This is a genomic window from Enterobacter cloacae complex sp. SHL001 (assembly GCF_049236825.1).
Lineage (GTDB): Bacteria > Pseudomonadota > Gammaproteobacteria > Enterobacterales > Enterobacteriaceae > Enterobacter > Enterobacter hormaechei_C.
In genome coordinates this window covers 1,091,649-1,113,507 of record NZ_JBMKIP010000001.1, presented here as the reverse complement: position 1 = coordinate 1,113,507, position 21,859 = coordinate 1,091,649, and the positions used below count along the sequence as shown (strand labels likewise).

Here is a 21,859-nt window from a genome sequence, read left to right as displayed (position 1 = left end):
TTTTGTAAGGGGAATTCCGTGAAACCTGCTGCTCGTCGCCGCGCCCGTGAATGTGCCGTCCAGGCACTTTACTCCTGGCAGTTGTCCCAGAACGACATCGCTGATGTTGAATACCAGTTCCTGTCAGAACAGGACGTGAAAGACGTTGACGTTCTGTACTTCCGTGAACTGCTGTCGGGAGTGGCGACTAATAGCGCGTATCTCGATGGTCTGATGAAGCCATACCTGTCCCGTCTGCTCGAAGAGCTGGGCCAGGTCGAAAAAGCAGTGTTGCGTATCGCGCTGTTTGAGCTGTCTAAACGTGATGATGTGCCGTACAAAGTGGCCATCAACGAAGCGATCGAACTGGCGAAAACCTTCGGCGCTGAAGACAGCCACAAGTTTGTTAACGGCGTGCTGGATAAAGCCGCACCTGCGATCCGTCCCCACAAAAAGTGATCCGCAAACCGGAGTCTTGCATTGCCTTTTTGGCAGTGCGGCTCCGGTTTTTTTATTTAATTTGCTGAGGCATAACGTATGGCATGCGGCGAATTCTCCCTGATTGCCCGTTATTTCGACCGTGTCAGAACCTCTCGTCTTGATGTTGAAACCGGCATTGGCGATGACTGCGCACTTCTCAATATTCCCGAAAAACAGACGCTGGCAATCAGCACCGACACCTTAGTGTGTGGGCGTCATTTCCTGCCGGATATCGATCCTGCCGATCTGGCGTATAAAGCGCTGGCGGTGAACGTCAGCGATCTGGCGGCAATGGGCGCCGACCCGGCCTGGCTGACGCTGGCTCTGACCCTGCCGGAGGTGGATGAAGCCTGGCTTGAAGCCTTCAGCGATGCCCTGTTTGAACAGCTGAATTATTACGATATGCAGCTGATTGGCGGTGATACCACCGCCGGTCCGCTGTCCATGACCCTGGCAATCCACGGCTATGTGCCTGCCGGGCGCGCGCTGAAGCGCTCGGGTGCAAAACCAGGCGACTGGATCTACGTGACCGGTACGCCGGGCGACAGCGCGGCAGGGCTGGCGATCCTTCAGAACCGTTTAACGGTTGAAGAGGCTGACGATGCGGCGTATCTGGTGAAGCGCCATCTGCGGCCAATGCCGCGTATTCTGCACGGTCAGGCGCTGCGCGAGCGGGCCAGTTCGGCTATCGATTTGTCTGACGGGCTGATCTCCGATCTCGGCCATATCCTGAAGGCCAGCGGCGTGGGCGCACGCGTTGACCTGGATCTGTTCCCGCTGTCGGAGCAACTGCTTCGCCATGTCGAACCTGAACAGGCGCTGCGCTGGGCGTTATCCGGTGGAGAAGACTATGAGCTGTGCTTCACCGTGCCTGAGCTGAATCGCGGGACGCTGGATGTGGCGCTAGCGCATCTGGGGGCGAAATTTACCTGCATCGGGCAGGTGATGCCGGAAAGTGAAGGGTTGCTGTTTGTCCGCGACGGCGCCCCGGTTACGCTTGACTGGAAAGGGTACGATCACTTTGGGTGAGTGTTTTGCCGGGTGGCGGCTTCGCCTTACCCGGCCTACGATCGCACTTTATTTGTAGGCCGGGTAAGCGCAGCGCCACCCGGCAAGTGTTTATTTAAACCCTACCACCGGATGCTGCTGATACGGCGTCTCCAGCTCGGCAATCTGCTCCGGCGTCAACGATAAGTCCACCGCACTCAACAACTCATCCAGCTGTTCTTCCCGCGACGTGCCCACAATCGGCGCGGCGACACCGCGCTTGCTCAGCAGCCACGCCAGCGCCACCTGCGCGCGCGTTGCACCGATATCGTCGGCGATCCCGGCTAAGCGTTCGGCAATTAACGCATCGCTGGCTTCTGTATCGTCATACAGGTTTTTACCCACTTCATCCGATACCAGCCGGGCGGTAGTTTCCCCCCACGGACGGGTTAACCTTCCGCGCGCCAGCGGGCTCCACGGGATCACCGCCACGCCTTCCTGGTAGCAGAGCGGCAGCATCTCGCGCTCTTCTTCCCGGTAAATCAGGTTGTAGTGATCCTGCATAGTGACAAAGCGCGCCCAGCCGTGCTGCGCCTGGAGATCGAGCGCCTGGGCAAACTGTGAGGCATGCATGGACGATGCGCCGATGTAGCGCGCTTTACCGGCTTTCACAACGTCGTTTAACGCTTCAAGCGTCTCTTCGATCGGGGTGTTGTAATCCCAGCGGTGGATTTGCAGCAGGTCGACGTAATCCATGTTCAGGCGTCTGAGGCTGTCATCAATGGAACGCAGGATCTGCGCGTGAGAAAGGCCTTCCGCCAGATCGCCTGACGGGTAGTACACCTTAGTGGCGACCACAACGTCATCACGACGGGCAAAATCTCGCAGGGCGCGGCCCACAATCTCTTCGCTGCTGCCGTCTGAGTAGCTGTTGGCGGTATCGAAGAAGTTGATACCGCCGTCAATGGCGCGCTTGATGATAGGGCGGCTGCTCTCTTCCGGCAGCGTCCAGGCATGATTTCCCCGGTCAGGCTCGCCAAACGTCATGCATCCCAGGCAAAGCCGGGACACCTTAAGGTCCGTTTTTCCTAATGTCGTGTATTGCATGGTTCCGCTCCTGCTGTTTAAACAATACGTTTAAGCATAGCAGGAGCAGAAAAGGGGAGGGATCAGGCCAGCCAGGTGCGGATTTTAGCTTCGATACCGGCGGCGTCCAGACCAATGTCGGCGCGCGCCTCATCCTGGGTGCCTTGCGGGATGAAGTGGTCAGGGAGGCCGAGATTAAGCACCGGAACGGCTTTACGGTTCGCCATAAGCACTTCGTTCACGCCGCTACCCGCTCCACCCATGATGGCGTTCTCTTCCAGCGTGACCAGAACGTCATGGCTTTCCGCCATGCTCAGAATCAGAGATTCATCGAGCGGCTTCACGAAGCGCATATCGACCAGCGTCGCATTCAGGTTTTCAGCGACTTTTGCCGCTTCCGGCATCAACGTACCAAAGTTCAGGATCGCCACTTTTTCACCACGGCGTTTCACCAGACCTTTACCGATATCCAGTTTTTCCAGCGGCTGTAATTCAACGCCAAGGGCATTACCGCGCGGATAACGTACCGCGCAGGGGCCGTCCTGATAGTGGTAACCGGTATACAGCATCTGACGACACTCGTTTTCGTCGCTTGGCGTCATGATCACCATATCAGGGATGCAGCGCAGGAAGGAGAGATCAAACGCGCCCTGGTGCGTCTGGCCATCAGCCCCCACAATGCCCGCGCGATCGATAGCAAACAGCACCGGCAGCTTCTGGATGGCAACGTCATGGATAACCTGATCGTAGGCGCGTTGCAGGAAGGTAGAGTAGATCGCTACCACCGGTTTGTAGCCGCCAATCGCCAGGCCCGCAGCAAAGGTTACCGCGTGCTGCTCGGCGATAGCCACGTCGAAATACTGGTCCGGGTATTTTTTGGAAAACTCCACCATGCCGGAGCCTTCACGCATGGCAGGCGTCACCGCCATCAGCATGTTGTCTTTCGCCGCCGTTTCGCACAGCCAGTCGCCAAAGATTTTTGAGTAGCTCGGCATCCCGCCGCTGCTTTTCGGCAGGCAGCCGCTGGTATGGTCGAACTTAGGCACCGCGTGGAAGGTGATCGGATCTTTTTCCGCCGGTTCGTAACCACGCCCTTTTTTGGTCATGATATGCAGGAACTGCGGGCCTTTCAGGTCGCGCATGTTTTTAAGCGTCGTCACCAGGCCCAGCACATCGTGGCCGTCCACCGGGCCAATATAGTTAAAGCCCAGCTCTTCGAACAGCGTACCCGGCACGACCATGCCTTTGATGTGTTCTTCGGTACGCTTAAGCAGCTCTTTAATCGGCGGTACGCCGGAGAAGACTTTTTTACCACCTTCACGCAGTGAGGAGTAAAGCTTGCCGGACAGCAGCTGCGCCAGATGGTTATTCAGCGCGCCGACGTTCTCGGAGATCGACATTTCGTTATCGTTGAGGATCACCAGCATGTCTGGTTTGATATCGCCCGCGTGGTTCATGGCCTCAAAGGCCATCCCGGCGGTGATCGCCCCGTCGCCAATCACGCAGACGGTGCGGCGTTGTTTATTCTCTTTTTCGGCGGCAACGGCAATACCAATGCCCGCAGAAATGGAGGTGGAAGAGTGGCCGACGCTTAACACATCATATTCACTCTCGCCGCGCCACGGGAACGGGTGCAGGCCCCCTTTCTGGCGAATGGTGCCAATTTTATCGCGACGTCCGGTCAGAATTTTGTGCGGATAGGCCTGGTGGCCTACATCCCAGATCAGCTGATCGAACGGCGTGTTATAGACGTAATGCAACGCCACGGTCAGCTCAACCGTGCCAAGTCCGGAGGCGAAGTGGCCGCTGGAGCGGCTAACGCTGTCGAGCAGGTAGCGACGCAGCTCGTCACACAGCTTCGGCAGACTCTCTTTCGGCAACAGACGTAACTCCTGAGTGGAGTCAACTAACGCCAGTGTCGGGTATTTGGCAATATCAAAACTCATCAAAGGCTCATCGAGATTTATAGTTTATTTATCACGCTGGATTATGTAGTCCGCTAGCGCTTCCAGTGCCGAGGTATCCAGCGATTGCGCGGCCAGCTCATTCAGCGACCGGCGGGCATCGTCTATCAGATCCCGGGCTTTACGTTGGGCATGCTCAAGGCCCAACAGGGCGGGGTAGGTACTTTTGCCAAGCTGCTGATCCGCACCCTGACGTTTTCCCAATGTTGCAGTATCGCCCACCACATCCAGAATGTCATCCTGAACCTGGAATGCCAGACCGATACTTTCTGCGTATCTGTCCAGAACCGGCAGGGCTTTACGCCCGCGTTCACCCGCGCTCAGCGCGCCCAGGCGAACGGCTGCACGAATCAGTGCGCCCGTTTTGTGACGGTGGATGCGCTCCAGCTGTTCCAGAGTAACCTGACGCCCTTCAGCCTCTAAATCCAGCGCCTGGCCGCCGCACATCCCGGCGACGCCGCTGGCCATTGCCAGTTCGGACACCATTGCCAGACGATCGCGATCGCTCACCTCAACCATCGGCGCATCGCTCAGAATGGAGAAGGCCAGGGTTTGCAGCGCATCCCCCGCCAGAATGGCATTCGCTTCGCCAAATTTGATATGGCAGGTTGGCTGACCGCGACGCAAATCGTCATCGTCCATGGCCGGCAAATCATCGTGGATCAGCGAATAGGCGTGGATACACTCCACGGCGGCTGCCGGGGCGTCCAGCGTGTTATCGCTGATACCGAACATATTGCCCGTGGCATACACCAGGAACGGACGCAGGCGTTTACCCCCCAAGAGTGCGCCATAGTGCATGGCTTCAACCAGTGGAGTGTTCTGAAAAGGCTGCGGCTCAATGAATCGGCGCAGCGCATCGTTGGCGCGGATGACGCGCGCCTGAAGCGCGTTGGAAAAATCCATTTACTCGGCGTCCGGTGTGAATGGCGTGGTTTTAGCGTCTTCGCTGTCGGAAAGCAGGATCTGCACACGCTGCTCGGCCTGCTGGAGTTTTACCTGCCCCTGGCGCGCGAGCTGCACGCCGCGTTCAAATTCGTTGAGCGCGTCTTCCAGCGGGAGATCGCCACTCTCAAGACGGGTAACGATCTGCTCCAGTTCACTCAGCGCAGTTTCGAAACTGGCCGGTGCGTCGTTTTTCTTCGGCATAGTGAATTGACTCTTAAATTTTTCGCCCTGACATGGTAACGGACTCGGGGCAATTATCAAATAACGCGAGTGGCGCGATGGTGGTATACTTGCGCGCCTGGATGCAGCCACGGGTGTGGGCTGCTGTATCATTTTCCACTACAAGCCTTTATAAGCTTGCCTAAGAAACATTGCCGCCATGAAGTTTATCATTAAATTGTTCCCTGAAATCACTATCAAAAGCCAATCCGTGCGTTTGCGCTTTATTAAAATTCTCACCGGGAACATTCGTAACGTATTAAAACACTACGACGAAACGCTCGCCGTGGTGCGTCACTGGGACCATGTAGAAGTCCGCGCGAAAGACGAAAACAAACGTCTTGATATTCGCGACGCGCTGACCCGTATCCCGGGTATTCACCATATTCTGGAAGTGGAAGACGTTCCCTTCACCGATATGCACGATATCTTCGAAAAGGCGTTGGTGCAGTACCGCGACCAGATCGAAGGGAAAACGTTCTGCGTGCGCGTGAAGCGCCGGGGTAAGCATGAGTTTAGCTCTATTGAGGTTGAGCGCTACGTCGGTGGTGGTCTGAACCAGCACGTTGAAACGGCGCGCGTGCGCCTGACTAACCCGGACGTCACCGTTAATCTTGAGATCGAAAACGATCGCCTGCTGCTGGTCAAGGGCCGTTACGAAGGTATTGGCGGTTTCCCTATCGGCACTCAGGAAGATGTGCTGTCGCTGATCTCCGGTGGTTTCGACTCCGGCGTGTCCAGCTATATGCTGATGCGTCGCGGCTGCCGCGTGCACTACTGCTTCTTTAACCTGGGCGGCGCGGCGCATGAAATCGGCGTACGTCAGGTGGCGCATTACCTGTGGAACCGCTTCGGCAGCTCTCACCGCGTGCGTTTTGTGGCGATCAACTTTGAGCCGGTGGTCGGCGAAATCCTCGAAAAAGTGGACGACGGCCAGATGGGCGTGGTGCTGAAGCGTATGATGGTGCGTGCGGCGTCCAAAGTGGCTGAGCGCTACGGCGTGCAGGCGCTGGTCACCGGTGAAGCGCTGGGGCAGGTCTCCAGCCAGACGCTGACTAACCTGCGTCTTATCGATAACGTGTCTGATACGCTGATCCTGCGTCCGCTGATCTCTCACGATAAAGAGCACATCATCGATCTGGCGCGTAAAATAGGTACTGAAGATTTTGCCCGCACCATGCCGGAATATTGCGGTGTGATCTCAAAAAGTCCAACCATCAAAGCGGTGAAGGCGAAGATCGAAGCGGAAGAAGAGAACTTCGATTTCAGCATCCTGGAAAAAGTGGTGGCGGAAGCGTCCAACATCGATATCCGTGAGATCGCTCAGCAGACCGAGCAGGAAGTGGTTGAGGTGGAGACGGTCAGCGGCTTCGGTGCTAACGATACGATTCTGGATATCCGTTCTGTTGATGAGCAGGATGACAAGCCGTTGCAGGTGGAAGGCGTCGAGGTGGTTTCGCTGCCGTTCTACAAGCTGAGCACCCAGTTTGGCGATCTCGACCAGAGCAAAACGTATCTGCTGTGGTGCGAACGTGGGGTCATGAGCCGTTTGCAGGCGCTGTATCTGCGTGAGCAGGGCTTTGCGAACGTGAAGGTGTATCGCCCGTAGTTTCTCGCCCGGTGGCGCTTCGCTTACCGGGCCTACGGTACCGTGCATTTGTAGGCCGGGTAAGGCGTAGCCGCCACCCGGCTTTTTTTATGCACTACTCTTCATAGTAATTATAAATACCCGCCGCCATCACCAGCGACGAAGCCACTTCGTAGGCCTTCTCGCGCCCGACCAGCAGGTCAATAATCTTCAGGCCAAAATCAATGGCGGTGCCCGGCCCCTGGCTGGTGAGCAGGTTAACGCGTGGATCCCAGACCACGCGCTTATCCACCCACTGGTCTTGCGGAATAGTGTCCTTCAGGCCAGGGAAGCCGGTCATATTGCCGATGGGGAAAATGTCGTGCGGAACCAGTACCGTGCCCGCGGCCGCACAGATTGCCGCGACGATACGCCCGGAAAGATGAAACTGACGAACGGTTTCAACCAGCAGTGGGCTGTCGCGGAAACACTCAGCCCCCTTCAGACCACCCGGCAGAACGATAATGTCGTAATCACCGTCCGCCACCTGTACAAGCGGTGCATCCGCCAGGATCTTCACCCCACGCGAGCAGGTAATCGCCAGACTTCCGTCGCTGGCGACGCTGGCGGTAGTAACCTTAATACCACCACGCACCAGCAAATCAATGGTGGTGACCGCTTCTGTCTCTTCGCTACCAGGGGCGAGGCATACCAGTGCCGATGCGCTCATACTCACTCTCCTTTCGTTTTACTAACTCAAACAGACGGCTGTTTTCCGCAACGGTAATGCCGTGTGCCCGGGCGCGTTTTAACAGATAACCGGTTATGTAATCAATTTCGGTATGCCGCATAGCCCGGATATCCTGCAACATTGAGGAGATATTTTCTGCCGTACTCTCAATGACCTGGTCGACATAATAACGTAAATCGGATTCTGAGGTGTGGTAGCCTTCGCGTTCAATGACGGCGGCAACTTCCCGGCAAATCAGCGCTACCCGATCGGGGTGCTGGCGCAGCTCACCGTTAGGGCAATCCAGCAGGGCGGTCAGCGGATTGATCGCGCAGTTCACCGCCAGTTTGCGCCACAGTTCCGCGCGAATGTTATTGTGCCAGGCGACGTCAGGCAGCGTGCTTTGCAGGGTATCCGCAAGATAGCTGTAATCGCCGGTCTGTTCACGCGCAGGACCGATATGGGTGATACCACTGGCAACATGGATAATGACGTTACCGTCGCGACGTGCCGCGTGGGTGGTTGTCCCCATCAGCAGCGGTTGTCGGACAGATTTTAGCTCTTCAATGGTACCCATACCGTTGTGAATCAGCAGGATTGGCGTGCTTTCAGGTAACTGGGCGGCCAGGCTTTTCACCGCATCGGAGACCTGCCAGGCCTTCAGCGTGACCAGCAGCAAATCGCTGGTGGCAAGAAATTCCGGATCGTTTGCCGTCAAAGACTCGTTGAAAATTGAACCGTCTGTACCAATTACGTTCACACTGCAATAGGGCTGGGGAATTCGCAGCCAGCCCTGAACGTCGTGTCCCTGTTTGCATAGCGCTGTAAGCCAGAGTTGGCCAAGGGCTCCGCATCCAAGCACTGTTACTTTCATCGTTCCTCCTCACCTGCAACGACGCCAGGTGCTATGACGCTAAGTATAGCGCCATCAGCTAAGCTTCTCGTTATGCCTCGTTGCGGGTATTATGCAACGCAACAAAAATGAAGGGAGAAGAAAAGATGCCATCTTTCGATATTGTTTCTGAAGTTGATTTGCAGGAAGCGCGTAACGGCGTAGAAAATGCTGTCCGTGAGGTTGAGTCACGTTTCGATTTTCGTGGCGTTGAGGCGACCATTGAACTGAACGACGCGAACAAGACGATCAAAGTCCTGAGCGAGTCTGATTTCCAGGTCAACCAGTTGCTGGATATCCTGCGCGCCAAGCTGCTCAAGCGCGGCATTGAAGGGACCTCACTCGATGTACCGGAAGATTTTGTTCACAGCGGCAAAACCTGGTTTGTGGAAGCGAAGCTGAAGCAGGGGATTGAGAGCGCGGTACAGAAAAAAATCGTTAAGCTTATCAAAGACAGTAAGCTCAAAGTGCAGGCGCAGATCCAGGGTGAAGAGATCCGCGTGACCGGAAAATCCCGTGATGACCTGCAATCCGTGATGGCGCTGGTGCGTGGCGGCGATCTCGGTCAGCCATTCCAGTTTAAAAACTTCCGCGATTAAGACAATCATGCCCGGCTAAACCGGGCATTTTTTCAGGCCTTCAGCGCCTGCTCCACCTCAAAGCGGTTAGTCACTTTGCTGTCAATTTTGACATACGCACTGCGCTCTTCCGGGACAATCAGCACTTCGCTCACGCCCTTTGTCGCTTCCAGACGCTGTTTTAACGCGTCACCGATTGCCACGTCATCGGGAATTTCTACCCGCAGGCTACTTACATAGCGCGGCTCTTTCATGGTGCTGGCAACAAACAGCCAGAGCATCGCCAGCAGCGCACCGGCGAGGAAAACGGTCTGGGAGTCAAACAGACCGTCCACCCAGCCGCCGAGCGACCCGCCGATCGCCACGCCGAGAAACTGGCTGGTGGAGTAAATGCCCATCGCGGTGCCTTTGTATCCTGCCGGAGACTCTTTGCTGATAAGCGACGGCAGCAGGGCTTCCATCAGATTAAACGCCAGGAAGAACAGCTGTACGCCGGCGATCAGTTCCCAGAAATGCGGGCCAGCGCCCCACAGCACAATCTCGGCAATCAGCAATAACGCCACGCAGCCCACGAAGACGCGTTTCATTTTGCGCTTCACTTCGGCGTAAATAATGAAGGGCACAACGGAGACAAACGAGATCAGCATTGTGACCAGATAAATTTTCCAGTGCTCTGCCGCCGGGAAACCGGCTGCGGCAAGTTGACCGGGCAGGGCGACGAAGGTGGACATCAGCAGAATGTGCAGGCACATAATGCCGAAGTTCAGCTTAAGCAGGCGCGGCTCGGCGATGACTTTGCTGAAGCAGCCTTTCACCATCCCGGATTCACGGTTGAGGACGTGGTTTTTACTGTCAGGCACAACCCACAGCGTGAGTGCGATCCCAATGGTCGCCAGCACCGCAATCATCCAGAACAGGGCGTGCAGGCCGAGCGCATGAGTGATAACAGGCCCCAGCACCATGGCAATGGCAAACGTGACGCCGAAGCTGACGCCGATAAACGCCATGGCTTTGGTGCGGTTTTGCTCGCGGGTTAAGTCTGACAGCAGCGCCATCACGGCGGCGGCAATCGCCCCGGAACCTTGCAGGGCGCGCCCAAGAATAATTCCCCAGATGGAGTGGGAGAGGGCGGCGATGATGCTGCCAAGTACAAACACCAGCAGCCCGCCGACAATCAGCGGTTTGCGACCTACGCGGTCGGAGAGCAGGCCAAAGGGGATCTGGAATATCGCCTGCGCCAGGCCGTAGATACCAATCGCCAGACCAATCAGCGCTTCGCTGGCACCCTGTAACGCCATGCCATATGTGGTCAGAACGGGCAGGACCATAAACATGCCAAGCATCCGCAGCGAGAAAACAGTCCCTAAACCCCAGGTCGCACGCAGTTCGCCTGGCGTCATTTTATAATCGTTCATTACCACCTCTACCAAAAAGCAGGCCATAGTTTAGGCGGGGTGATAAGTGCGGTAAATAGGTGTTTGTTTAAGAGATATTACGAGGGTGTGATAAAAGCACCCCCGGATAAAAAATTACGCCTCGACGCGCAATCCGTAGCTTTTGAATTTCTCAAGAACAATGGCAATTTCATCGTCACTGAGTACAGGAACGGGATCTACTATCGCCAGCGTGGCCAGGTAGAGTTTTGCCAGCACCTCTACCTCCTGCGCCAGCCACAGTGCCTTTTCAAGATTTTCTTCGCAGGTTATCAGGCCGTGGTGCTGTAAGAGCGTCGCTTTGCGATCGCGTAATGCGACCGCGACATGCTCTGACAGCGCGCGCGTCCCGAAGGTCGCGTAAGGGGCGCAGGGAATGGAGTTTCCCCCGGCGGCGGCAATCATATAGTGAATAGCAGGAATGGGGCGGTTGAGTATCGAGACGGCGGTACAGTTAACCGCATGGTTATGGACGACGGCGTTAGCATCCGGGCGGGTCTGATACACAACCTGATGAAAACGCCATTCGCTGGAGGGCAGTTTATCTTCTTCGTGTCGCCCCTGTGCATCTACATAGACGATACTCTCTTCGGTCAGATGCTCGTAGGGAATTCCGGTCGGCGTAATCAGCATGCCGTCGCGATAGCGAACGCTGATATTGCCGGCGGTGCCCTGATTTAACCCCATGCGGGTCATCTCAAGGCAGGTGTCGATAATGTCTCTGGCTAATCGGGCTCGTTCCATTTTTTATTCTCCGGGTACAGTTTTATTTTTACTGGCGGGAACGTTTGACCAGCTTCATATCGACTTTCGCCGTCTCGTTAACCGCTTCGCCGTCGATGGCTCGCTGCATCAGTTCAAACGCTTTTTCCGCCCAGGTATCTTCATCCTGCTGCATGGACCAGACGCTGTTAGGCAGGAACCCCAGCATGGGGTGCTCATCGAAGGTGCCGATATTGATGTGTTGGGGCACGGTGCCGGTACGCGTCCGCAGGGCTTCAATTGCCCCTTCCAGAACGGGTAACGATGAGGCGATAAACGCCTGCGGAACACCCTGGCTATCGATAAGCGAATCCATCAGGGCATATCCGCCCTCCGGCGTATTGTCCGGCCCTTCGATGACCCACTCGCGATGGTGAATACCGGCTGTTTTCAGGGCCTGTAAGTAGCCGTTCAGACGGTCCGTAATACTGGGCAGTGCGGTATCGCCCACAAGGAACCAGAGCGGCGTTTTTCTCTCTGCCAGCATGTTGCGGGCCAGTTCATCCCCCCCGGCCTCGTTATGACTCTCAACCAGCGCGTTGTCAGTAAAGCCAAAATCCCGGTCGAGGAGCACCAGTGGTTTTTGGATCTGCCGCAAATGATGCTGCTGGTTTTCCAGCGTCGAGGGAACGATAAACAAGCCGTCCACGTTGCGCGCCATCAGGGCTTTGACCAGCTTATTTTCGTAATCCACATCGTTGTAAGTACAGCTGATCATCAGCTGGTAGCCCGAACGGCGGCAGCGCAGTTCGAGTTTCTCGGCGAGCGTTGCAAAGAACACGTTCGAGATGTTGGGCACGATGAGTCCCAGCGTCTCGGTTTTGTTTAGCTTAAGACTGCGCGCCGAATGGTTGAGGGTATAGCCGAAGCGCTCGACGTGTTCATTAATTCGGGACTGTGTTTTCACGCTGATCCGATACTGTTCGGCTTTCCCGCTCAGTACCAGCCGCACGGTGGTGACGGATAAATTCAGATCCTTCGCTATCTGTTCAACTGTTTTGGCCATCGCTACGCCTCAATCCTTAACGTACGTAAAAAACTGCTGATAAAGCATACGCATCCTGCCATTACATTTCCTGTTGCATCAGGAGATTAAGCGCCTGCTGCTGGGTCCACAGCATCAGGTACGCCTCATATTTTTGCCTGTGGAAAGCCGCGGTTTCCGGCCGACGGGTGATGATGTCGCCGGCTTTGACCATTTCCCGGGTGGCATCGGTGAGCGTTGCCCATGCACCGCTCGCCACAGCGCCGCAAATGGCCGCGCCGAGAGTGACGGCATCTTCTTCGGCTAAGAGATGAATATCGCAGCCCGTGGCATCGGCATACTCCCGCAGCCAGAGCCGGTTATGGGTGGCTCCTCCACAAATGACAATGCGCGACAAGGTGTGCCCGTGATGTTTCAGGGTATCCATAATATGTCGTGTGCCATAGGCTATGGCCTGTAGCGTGGCCAGATAGAGCCTCGCCAGCGCACGTTCACCGGTTTCTAATGTCAGACCAACCACGCTGCCCCGCGCATCCGGACGCGAACGCGGCGAGCGGTTGCCGTGGTGATCGGCCAGAATGTGCAGGTTGCGGGTGGGATATTTTTCTTCCTGTTCAAGCGCGGCTACCCAGTCGTTGAGCAGCGCCACCGGATGGCGTTGCGCCGCTTCTGCTTTTGCAAACAGGTCTGCGCTGGCTCCGTGCTCGCGCAACGTCCAGTCGACCAGCGCCCCGGCAGCACTTTGCCCGCCTTCCGTCAGCCAGTAGCCCGGCAGCATGACGCTCCAGTAAGGCCCCCAGACGCCGGGCGTATGGATCTCCGTCTGACTGGCAAGCATATGGCAGTTCGAGGTTCCGCTGATGAGCGCCAGCGTGCCCTCCGGGTGTGAGCCCGTCAGCGCCACGCCACCCGCGTGGGCATCGATCATGCCGCTTGCCACAACCACCTCTTCGGGCAACCCCAGAGCTTGCGCTGCCTGTGGGCTGAGTTTCCCGACGCATTCAGCGACGTCCAGAATAGTATCGGGAATTTTTGTCAGTAAGGTCTCCAGCCCCACCTCCCTGAGCAGCGATTCGCTGAACTGCGCCTCATGCGCAAGGTAGTTCCATTTGCAGGTGAGGGTGCACAGGCTGGCGGCGTCCTGGCCCGTCGCTTTCCAGACCAGAAAATCGGCAAGGTCGAAAAAGCGCCAGGCCTGATTCCATGTTTCAGGATGATGTCGCTGCAACCACAGCAGTTTTGGCAGTTCCATTTCAATACTCACCTCGCCGCCCACGTAGCACAGGGCAGGATCGCGTGTGGCATTGATGCGAACAGTTTCTTCGTGAGCACGATGATCCATCCACATAATGATGTCCTGCGATGCCGGACTGTCGGGGGACACGCTCAGGCCGTTACCCTCAGCATCCAGCGCGACCAGCGAGCACGTGGCGTCGAAGCCAATCGAACGAATGGCGTCGGGTGAGATCCCAGAGGAGTCGACGGCTTCCCGCACCACCGCGCAAACCTGCTGCCAGATCTCCGCGGAGGACTGTTCCACGCGCGCGTTGCTGGCGTGAAACTGCGAAATCGGACGGGTCGCGAAGCTCAAACGCTCGCCTTGCGCAGAGTAAAGCCCAGCACGAACGCTGGCTGAACCCACATCGACCCCGAGGAAATAGCCGTCACTCATCATAAACTTCCTTATTTTTTACCAAACGGATGTAACAGTTTATCAATTTCAGGGGTGTTGATATTCTGCGCATTGACATATTTCACTGGAATATCAATTTCCTTAGCCACCGTCTGTCCGGAAATCACCGCGTTCAGCGCCTTTATGCCCTGATAACCAATCTGGTACGCGTCCTGCACCACGAAGCCCTGAATCACGCCGTTTTTGAGGAAGTTAATGATGGCTTCGGTGCTGTCAAAACCGATGACTTTCACTTTGCCCTTCAGATTCTGGCTGTCGATAGCGTTCGCAACGCCCAAGGTTGAGCCTTCGTTGGTGGCATAAATACCGGCGATATCCGGGTTGGCCTGAACCATATCAATGGTTTTATCCATCGCTTTTTGCGGGTCGCCATCGCTATATTGCACCGGCAGTACCTGAATATTCGGGTACTTCTCTTTCATTCGCTCGCTGAATCCTTCAGAGCGCTCAATGGCGGACGTCGTTCCGGCTACGTGGGCGATAATACCCACTTTCCCCTTCTGGCCTACCTGCTCCGCCAGCGCATCCGCAGCCTGTGCGCCCGCCTTACGGTTATTGGTGGCGACAAAGCTGGCCGGGATATCGGAGTTCACGCCCGAGTCGAAGGTCACCACTTTGATCCCCCGGCTGTTGGCGGTTTCGACCAGCGGGGCAAGGGCGTTTGCATCAAGCGCGGCCAGCAACAGGCCGTTTGGCTTTTGTGCCATGGTGTTTTCGACTAACTGGATCTGCTCGGCGATTTGCGTTTCATCGGCAGGGCCAACGTAGCTGGTTTTGTCACCCAACTCTTTTGCGGCAGCTTCCGTCCCCATTTTGACCGTCTGCCAGAATTCGTGCTGGTAACCTTTACTGACTACCGGCAGGTTTAAATCTTTTGCCAGCGCGCTGCTGGACAGGATGGCAACGAGCGACAGGGCGCTCAGGATATGGCTGGTTTTCATTATTTTGCTCCGTTGTAGGGTTGGCAGGGCTTGTTGTATCGAGAACCTAACGCATTCTTTTACGTAACGTGTCCAGGTAGACGGCGGCAACGACGACCACGCCCATCGCCACCATCTGCCAGAACTGGGACACGCCCATGAGATTGAGGCCGTTTTTCAGCACGCTCATAATGAACGCGCCTATGATGGTGCCGCCAATCGTGCCCACGCCGCCCATCAGACTGGTACCGCCGATCACTACCGCCGCAATGGCTTCCAGCTCATAACCCACGCCTACGGTTGGCTGGCCTGAATTGAGACGAGAGGCGAGGATCACCCCGGCCACGCCGGTTAACAGGCCGCATAAGGCGTAAACGAAAATTTTCACGCGCTGGACTTTAATCCCGGAAAGATGTGCCGCCGTTTCATTGCTGCCGACAGCGTAGATATAGCGGCCCATCACCGTTTTCTTCAGGATCCACATGGCGATCAGTGCCACGATGACCAGGTAGAACACCGGGTAAGGCAGGACGTCGAACAGGCGACCCTGCGCTAGCAGCTTGAACTGCGGGTAGTCAGAAAAATAAATCGCGCGGCCATCGGTCATCACCATATTGATGCCGCGTACCGACATCATTAAGCCGAGGGTGGCAATAAACGGTGGTATGGTCATTTTGGTGACCAGAAACGCGTTCACATAGCCGCAAAGCCCGCCGGCGAGCACGCCTGCCAGAATACAGACCGGCAGCGGCATACCAAATCCGGCGGCGATGCCCACCGCAACCCCTGAGAACGCCACCACCGATCCGAGCGACAGGTCGATCCCGGCGGTAATAATCACAAAGGTTACGCCAATGGCCATGATGCCAATCACCGCCGTTTGCAAGGCGATGGTCATGATATTTTCAGTATTAAAGAAGAACGGTGAGCTGAAGCTGAAAAACAGAACCAGCAATACCAGGCTAAAAAGAGGCGCCAGACGCATCAGGAGCGCTTTATTTATTTTCATCGTATGACTTCCGCTTTGCGGCGATGGAACGGTAACGGACATGATTAATCCTCCAGCGTGGCGTATTGCATGATTTTTTCCTGGGTGGCGTGCTCAGCCTCTATTTCGCCGGCAATGTGGCCGCTGCGCATCACAAGTATGCGGTCGCACATTCCTAATACTTCCGGCAGTTCGGATGAAATCATGATGATCGATTTACCTTTAGCGACAAGGCGGTTCATTAGTTCATAAATTTCCAGCTTGGCGCCAACATCAATTCCCCGGGTTGGCTCATCAAAAATTAAAATATCGGTATCTTTACAGACCCAGCGGGCAATAATGATCTTCTGTTGATTACCGCCGCTTAAATTCAGTGCCGCCTGTTCCAGATGCGGCGTTTTTATTCGCAGCGCATCCACCAGTTTCTGGCTGGACTCCCGGCAGCGTTTTTCATCGACATTACCCGCGGCGCCGGCGTAGTCCGGGTAATTGCCGAGCATAATGTTCATCTCAACGGAAAGGCCGAGGGCGAGTCCCTCTTTTTTGCGGTCTTCTGTTAAATAGCTGATGCCTTTCTCAATGGCGTCAGCCACGTCTTTAATCCGTGTGGGGGTGCCGTTCAGCGTCAGTGTACCGGCGTCGATCGCATCGGCGCCAAACAGGGCCCGGCCCAGTTCCGTTCGGCCTGCGCCCATTAAGCCAGCGAGGCCGAGGATCTCACCGCGCCAGAGGGTAAAGTTGATGTCGTGCAGTACACCATTTCGCGTCAGGCCATTCACCTCCAGCACTTTTTCTCTGCGCTGATGCGGCGGGCGTTTTGGGTAGATGTTATCGAGATTGCGGCCAACCATCATGGCGATAAGCTCGCCGATCTGAACCGTTTCATAATCTACGGTGGCGATGTATTGTCCGTCGCGCATGACGGTCGCGCGATCGGCGATCAGCGCCAATTCTTCCAGACGGTGCGAGATGTAGACTATCCCCGTGCCCTGAGCCTTGAGCATCCGCGTGACGTCAAACAAACTCTCGATTTCACTTTCGGTCAGCGCGGCGGTGGGTTCATCCATGATTAGCACTTTGGCATTGACCGAAATCGCTTTGGCAATTTCCACCATCTGCTGCTGGGCTACGGTTAATTCACTGACGCGGGCGTCCGGGGCGATTTTTAAATTCAGCGTGTGCAGTATTTTCTCAACCGCCTGTCGCTGGGCGCGTTTATCTAACTGCCAGCGACTATTTTTGCAGAATTCACGGCCAATAAAGATATTCTCTTCCACGGTTAAATCGGGAAAGAGATTAAATTCCTGATGGATAATCGTAATACCTGCGTGCTGAGCACTTAGCGGATCGCTGAATGATACGGATTGCCCTTCAAAGCGAATTTCACCGGAATCGGGTTGGTAAACACCGGATAATATTTTCATCAGCGTCGATTTGCCGGCACCGTTTTCACCTAACAGGGCATGAACTTCGCCGCGGCGTAAATCGAAATCAACCTGATTCAGCGCCAGCACGCCGGGAAAGCGTTTGGTGATGCGCGTCATCTGAATAAGAGTCTCTGACATTGCAAAATTCCTGTGTTGGAAAGGCAATGAATCACAAGCCATAGTGATTTAGTTATTAAGCTAACTCGACTTAGCTTTCGTCCTTAAAAGCTATTTTAGGGTCATAATTTAGCCAAATCATTTGTATTCAAATTGTGACGTCGTGCAAAGGTATTTTTTTATTTAATTGAATTTAAACGATATGTTTAGTTTTTGCTGAATCGTAATACCTGACGCTGATCGAATTTTGACCTCTCATCGTGAAACTGCTCACAGATCCTGCACATTTATCTTGTCTCATTTTTAGTGAGAACCCTAAGCTAATTCGAGTTAGCAAATTTCACCGCTTTCCGTTCACGGTGCTGCCCGGGCGCTTTTTCACGGCTATGCCCCTGAGACGGATAGGTTAACCAACGTGAGGAAGGGCTATGAAAACGATAAAAGCGTTACCCCGGATTGGCATTCGACCTGTTATTGATGGCCGCCGAATGGGCGTACGCGAGTCTCTGGAAGAGCAGACCATGAACATGGCGAAAGCCACGGCGGCGCTACTCAGTGAAAAATTACGCCACCCCTGCGGTACGCCCGTAGAGTGCGTAATTGCCGACAGCTGCATTGCCGGAATGGCGGAATCCGCCGCTTGCGAAGAGAAGTTCAGCACGTGCCACGTTGGTCTGACGATCACCATCACCCCCTGCTGGTGTTACGGGAGTGAAACCATTGATATGGATCCGCTGCGCCCGAAAGCGATCTGGGGCTTTAATGGCACCGAGCGTCCGGGGGCGGTATACCTCGCAGCGGCGCTGGCAGCGCATAACCAGAAAGGGATCCCGGCGTTTTCCATTTACGGCCACGATGTACAGGATGCGGGCGACGAGACCATCCCGGCAGACGTTGAGGAAAAATTGTTGCGCTTCGCCCGGGCGGGCCTGGCGGTCGCCAGCATGAAGGGGAAAAGTTATCTGTCGGTGGGCGGTGTCTCAATGGGGATCGCGGGCTCGATTGTCGATCACAACTTCTTTGAATCCTGGCTGGGGATGAAGGTGCAGGCGGTGGATATGACCGAACTGCGTCGCCGCATCGATCATAAGATTTACGACGAGCAAGAACTTGAGCTGGCCCTGAGCTGGGCGAAGGCACATTTCCGTTTCGGCGAGGATAAAAACGCAGAGCAGTATCGTCGCAATGAACAGGAAAATGCCGCGATCCTGCGGGAGAGCCTGCTAATGGCGATGTGCATCCGCGACATGATGCAGGGCAACCCTAAACTCGCTGCGATGGGCCGCGTGGAGGAATCGCTGGGCTATAACGCCATTGCGTCGGGTTTCCAGGGGCAGCGCCACTGGACGGATCAGTATCCAAATGGCGATACCGCAGAGGCGCTGCTGAACAGCTCTTTCGACTGGAACGGTATTCGCCAGCCGTTGGTAGTGGCGACGGAAAATGACAGCCTTAACGGGGTAGCGATGCTGTTTGGGCATCTGATGACCGGCACCGCGCAGATTTTTGCTGATGTACGCACCTACTGGTCGCCGGAGTCGGTTGAGCGTGTTTCCGGCCAGAAGCTCACTGGACGGGCTGAGCACGGCATTATTCATCTGATCAACTCCGGCTCGGCGGCGCTGGACGGTACAGCGGAGCAGAAAGACGCCGAGGGGAAACCGACCCTGAAACCACACTGGGACATTACTGAGCAGGAAGCCAACGCGTGCCTGGCCGCAACCCACTGGTGTCCGGCGGTGCATGAATACTTCCGCGGGGGCGGTTTCTCATCAAACTTCCTCACCCGGGGTGGCGTGCCATTTACCATGACCCGCGTAAACCTCATCAAGGGTGTGGGTCCGGTATTACAGATAGCGGAAGGCTGGAGTGTTGAGCTGCCGGAACACGTACATGACATTCTGAATAAGCGCACCGATTCAACCTGGCCCACCACCTGGTTTGCCCCACGCCTGACCGGTAAAGGCCCGTTCAGCGACGTCTATTCAGTGATGGCGAACTGGGGCGCTAACCACGGGGTATTAACCGTCGGGCACGTCGGCGCTGATTTCATCACCCTGGCGTCCATGCTGCGCATCCCTGTATGCATGCATAACGTACCGGAGGCGCTGATTTATCGGCCGACGGCCTGGGGCGCTCACGGTATGGATCCGGAAGGGCAGGATTACCGCGCCTGTGAAAATTACGGACCGTTATACAAACATTAATCCGGCCTGCCAGCCTGCTCCGGCGGGCTGGCAGCCTGTGGGGACCGCGATGAAAAAATGTTTTCTGGTTCTCGATTGTGGCGCGACGAACGTGCGCGCCATTGCGCTGGATCCCGAAGGGAATATTGTGGCGCGCGCCACGGTGGCGAACGAAAGCGAAAGCGCCGCTGAAAATCCGGCCTGGCACCAGTGGTCGCTCGACGCCATCATGCAACGGTTTGCCGTCTGTTGTCAGAAAATCAGCGCAGCGCTGAGCGAGCATCACCTGTGCGGAATGAGTGTGACGACCTTTGGCGTGGATGGCGCACTGGTAGATGAGCGGGGAGAACTGCTTTACCCGATCATCAGCTGGAAGTGCCCGCGGACCGTGCCGGTGATGGAAGCGATTGCCCGTTCATGCTCCCCGGCAGAACTACAGCAGATCACCGGCGTTGGGCAGTTTAGTTTTAACACGTTGTATAAGCTAGGCTGGCTTCAGGACAACCATTCCGATCTGTTACAGCGTGCTCACGCCTGGCTTTTTATCTCCTCGCTAATCAACCATCGCCTGACCGGAAAGATGACGACCGATCTCACGATGGCCGGTACCAGTCAGATGTTCGATCTGCATCAGCAGCGCTTCAGTGAAACGATCTTAAGCAAGATCGGCGTGCCTCATTCCCTTTTCCCGCCGCTGGTTTCCCCCGGAGAAAGGATTGGTGAATTGCGGCCCGACGCTGCATCCAGGCTCGGATTGCCTTGCGGTGTGCCGGTGATCTCCGCCGGGCACGACACGCAGTTTGCCCTTTTTGGCGCCGGGGCGGGAATTAATGAGCCAGTTCTCTCTTCGGGTACCTGGGAGATTTTAATGGCGCGCACCTCGCAGGTTGATACCGCTTTACTGGGGCAATACCCGGGTGCGACCTGCGAACTGGATAGCCGGACGGGGCTTTATAATCCGGGAATGCAATATCTGGCGTCTGGCGTACTGGAGTGGATCCGCGCGCTGTTCTGGTCGCCTGGTACCGACTGGGACACTATTCTGGCTCAGGCGGCGGCAATTCCGAACGGCGCGGATGGCGTCACGATGAATACCCAACTGCTCGATTCTCCACTCGCCGGCTGGCAGGGCGTTACGCTCACCACAACGCCAGCCCATTTTTACCGCGCAGCCCTGGAAGGACTCACGGTGCATCTGCAAGAAAAATGCCTGGCGCTGGAGGCGATCGCGCAATTTAAGGCGCGTGAACTCCTGCTGGTGGGGGGAGGTAGCCGCAATATGCTGTGGAATCAGCTCAAGTCCAATGCGCTTGGGATCCCGGTGAAGGTTCTTGAAGAGGCTGATACGACCGTGCTGGGGGCGTCTTTGTACGGATGGTGGGGCGTCGGAGAAACGGCCAGCGCTGAGGCTGCTCGCGATCGGGTCCACTATCGTTACCGTTATTTCTATCCTGAGGAGCAACCTTGTGCTTAAAACGATATCCCCTCTGATTTCACCCGAGCTGCTGAAAACGCTGGCAGAAATGGGTCATGGTGACGAGATTATTTTTGCAGATGCTCACTTTCCCGCGCACAGCCTGGGGCCAAAGACGATCCGCGCAGATGGCCTGCTCATCAGCGATTTGCTGGCCGCGGTGATACCGCTGTTTGAACTGGACAGCTATGCGCCACCGCTGGTGATGATGGCCCCTGTCGACGGGGATACGCTCGATATACAGGTAGAAGCGCGCTATCGCAACGCACTCTTTGGTGAGGCGGGAGGGGAGGGGATTACGCGTATTGACCGTTATGCGTTTTATGCGCGGGCACAGAAAGCGTACGCCATCGTGGTGACGGGCGAGACCGCGAAATACGGCAATATACTGTTAAAGAAAGGGGTTACGCCGTACCAATAAAAAACGCCGGGCTAAACCCGGCG

General features: G+C 55.9%; 20 protein-coding genes. 7 read left to right on the top strand and 13 right to left on the bottom strand.

Features of this window, described 5'->3' with window-relative positions:
- The first annotated feature begins 18 nt into the window (after positions 1–18).
- Both nusB and thiL read left to right on the top strand, forming a co-directional pair.
- Positions 19–438, top strand: coding sequence for a transcription antitermination factor NusB (gene nusB, locus ACOTYH_RS05420; protein WP_006809908.1), 420 nt, complete (start codon positions 19–21; stop codon positions 436–438).
- A 78-nt stretch (positions 439–516) separates the two neighbouring features.
- A complete protein-coding gene (gene thiL, locus ACOTYH_RS05415) occupies positions 517–1,488 on the top strand; it encodes a thiamine-phosphate kinase (protein WP_421637595.1) in 972 nt (323 codons plus the stop codon).
- A gap of 90 nt (positions 1,489–1,578) precedes the next feature.
- On the opposite strand, the gene ACOTYH_RS05410 is transcribed toward thiL, so the two are convergent.
- From ACOTYH_RS05410 to xseB, 4 genes are all read right to left on the bottom strand, one after another.
- Positions 1,579–2,553 carry an aldo/keto reductase gene (locus tag ACOTYH_RS05410; protein WP_421637594.1) on the bottom strand — a complete coding sequence of 325 codons (975 nt, stop codon included), beginning with the start codon at positions 2,551–2,553 and terminating at the stop codon, positions 1,579–1,581.
- 62 nt (positions 2,554–2,615) lie between these two features.
- Positions 2,616–4,478 (bottom strand): 1-deoxy-D-xylulose-5-phosphate synthase, encoded by a 1,863-nt coding sequence (dxs, locus tag ACOTYH_RS05405; protein WP_015571294.1) that lies wholly within the window; start codon positions 4,476–4,478, stop codon positions 2,616–2,618.
- A gap of 24 nt (positions 4,479–4,502) precedes the next feature.
- Complete coding sequence (gene ispA, locus ACOTYH_RS05400) at positions 4,503–5,402, bottom strand: (2E,6E)-farnesyl diphosphate synthase (protein ID WP_017383172.1); 900 nt, start codon at positions 5,400–5,402, stop codon at positions 4,503–4,505.
- Entirely contained in the window at positions 5,403–5,645 is a 243-nt protein-coding gene (gene xseB, locus ACOTYH_RS05395; protein WP_003859094.1) for an exodeoxyribonuclease VII small subunit, read from the bottom strand.
- A gap of 178 nt (positions 5,646–5,823) precedes the next feature.
- On the opposite strand from xseB, the gene thiI reads away from it, so the two are divergent.
- Positions 5,824–7,272, top strand: coding sequence for a tRNA uracil 4-sulfurtransferase ThiI (gene thiI, locus ACOTYH_RS05390; RefSeq protein WP_006809903.1), 1,449 nt, complete (start codon positions 5,824–5,826; stop codon positions 7,270–7,272).
- A 94-nt stretch (positions 7,273–7,366) separates the two neighbouring features.
- Here the strand turns inward: thiI and yajL are convergent, their stop codons facing one another.
- Together yajL and panE are read right to left on the bottom strand one after the other, a co-directional pair.
- On the bottom strand, positions 7,367–7,960 hold the full coding sequence (gene yajL / locus ACOTYH_RS05385) for a protein deglycase YajL (RefSeq protein WP_047637563.1): 594 nt from the start codon (positions 7,958–7,960) through the stop codon (positions 7,367–7,369).
- Entirely contained in the window at positions 7,923–8,834 is a 912-nt protein-coding gene (panE, locus tag ACOTYH_RS05380) for a 2-dehydropantoate 2-reductase (protein ID WP_033486684.1), read from the bottom strand. Before panE ends, yajL begins: the two co-directional genes overlap by 38 nt.
- Before the next feature lie 125 nt (positions 8,835–8,959).
- On the opposite strand from panE, the gene ACOTYH_RS05375 reads away from it, so the two are divergent.
- Positions 8,960–9,451, top strand: a complete 492-nt coding sequence (locus tag ACOTYH_RS05375; protein ID WP_017383179.1) for a YajQ family cyclic di-GMP-binding protein — start codon at positions 8,960–8,962, stop codon at positions 9,449–9,451.
- A 32-nt stretch (positions 9,452–9,483) separates the two neighbouring features.
- Here the strand turns inward: ACOTYH_RS05375 and ACOTYH_RS05370 are convergent, their stop codons facing one another.
- From ACOTYH_RS05370 to ACOTYH_RS05340, 7 genes are all read right to left on the bottom strand, one after another.
- Positions 9,484–10,845, bottom strand: a complete 1,362-nt coding sequence (locus ACOTYH_RS05370; RefSeq protein WP_421637593.1) for an MFS transporter — start codon at positions 10,843–10,845, stop codon at positions 9,484–9,486.
- A 114-nt stretch (positions 10,846–10,959) separates the two neighbouring features.
- Positions 10,960–11,607 (bottom strand): L-fuculose-phosphate aldolase, encoded by a 648-nt coding sequence (gene fucA, locus ACOTYH_RS05365; RefSeq protein ID WP_017383181.1) that lies wholly within the window; start codon positions 11,605–11,607, stop codon positions 10,960–10,962.
- A 28-nt stretch (positions 11,608–11,635) separates the two neighbouring features.
- Positions 11,636–12,631 carry a LacI family DNA-binding transcriptional regulator gene (locus ACOTYH_RS05360; RefSeq protein ID WP_015571284.1) on the bottom strand — a complete coding sequence of 332 codons (996 nt, stop codon included), beginning with the start codon at positions 12,629–12,631 and terminating at the stop codon, positions 11,636–11,638.
- 61 nt (positions 12,632–12,692) lie between these two features.
- On the bottom strand, positions 12,693–14,282 hold the full coding sequence (locus ACOTYH_RS05355; RefSeq protein ID WP_058689258.1) for an FGGY-family carbohydrate kinase: 1,590 nt from the start codon (positions 14,280–14,282) through the stop codon (positions 12,693–12,695).
- 11 nt (positions 14,283–14,293) lie between these two features.
- A complete protein-coding gene (locus ACOTYH_RS05350) occupies positions 14,294–15,244 on the bottom strand; it encodes an ABC transporter substrate-binding protein (protein ID WP_000858088.1) in 951 nt (316 codons plus the stop codon).
- Positions 15,245–15,290: 46 nt separating this feature from the next.
- Complete coding sequence (locus tag ACOTYH_RS05345) at positions 15,291–16,274, bottom strand: ABC transporter permease (protein ID WP_017383183.1); 984 nt, start codon at positions 16,272–16,274, stop codon at positions 15,291–15,293.
- 2 nt (positions 16,275–16,276) lie between these two features.
- Positions 16,277–17,776, bottom strand: coding sequence for a sugar ABC transporter ATP-binding protein (locus tag ACOTYH_RS05340; RefSeq protein WP_017383184.1), 1,500 nt, complete (start codon positions 17,774–17,776; stop codon positions 16,277–16,279).
- Between the two features lie 407 nt (positions 17,777–18,183).
- On the opposite strand from ACOTYH_RS05340, the gene fucI reads away from it, so the two are divergent.
- From fucI to fucU, 3 genes are read left to right on the top strand one after another with little or no spacing between them, the layout of a single operon-like run.
- The gene (gene fucI, locus ACOTYH_RS05335) at positions 18,184–19,962 is read left to right on the top strand and encodes an L-fucose isomerase (protein WP_032671376.1); all 1,779 of its coding nucleotides are present in this window, start codon (positions 18,184–18,186) and stop codon (positions 19,960–19,962) included.
- A 49-nt stretch (positions 19,963–20,011) separates the two neighbouring features.
- Positions 20,012–21,415: an L-fuculokinase gene (fucK, locus tag ACOTYH_RS05330; RefSeq protein WP_058689286.1), complete on the top strand. Its 1,404-nt coding sequence runs from the start codon at positions 20,012–20,014 to the stop codon at positions 21,413–21,415.
- Positions 21,408–21,836: an L-fucose mutarotase gene (fucU, locus tag ACOTYH_RS05325; RefSeq protein ID WP_033486678.1), complete on the top strand. Its 429-nt coding sequence runs from the start codon at positions 21,408–21,410 to the stop codon at positions 21,834–21,836. Before fucK ends, fucU begins: the two co-directional genes overlap by 8 nt.
- Positions 21,837–21,859 lie beyond the last annotated feature (23 nt).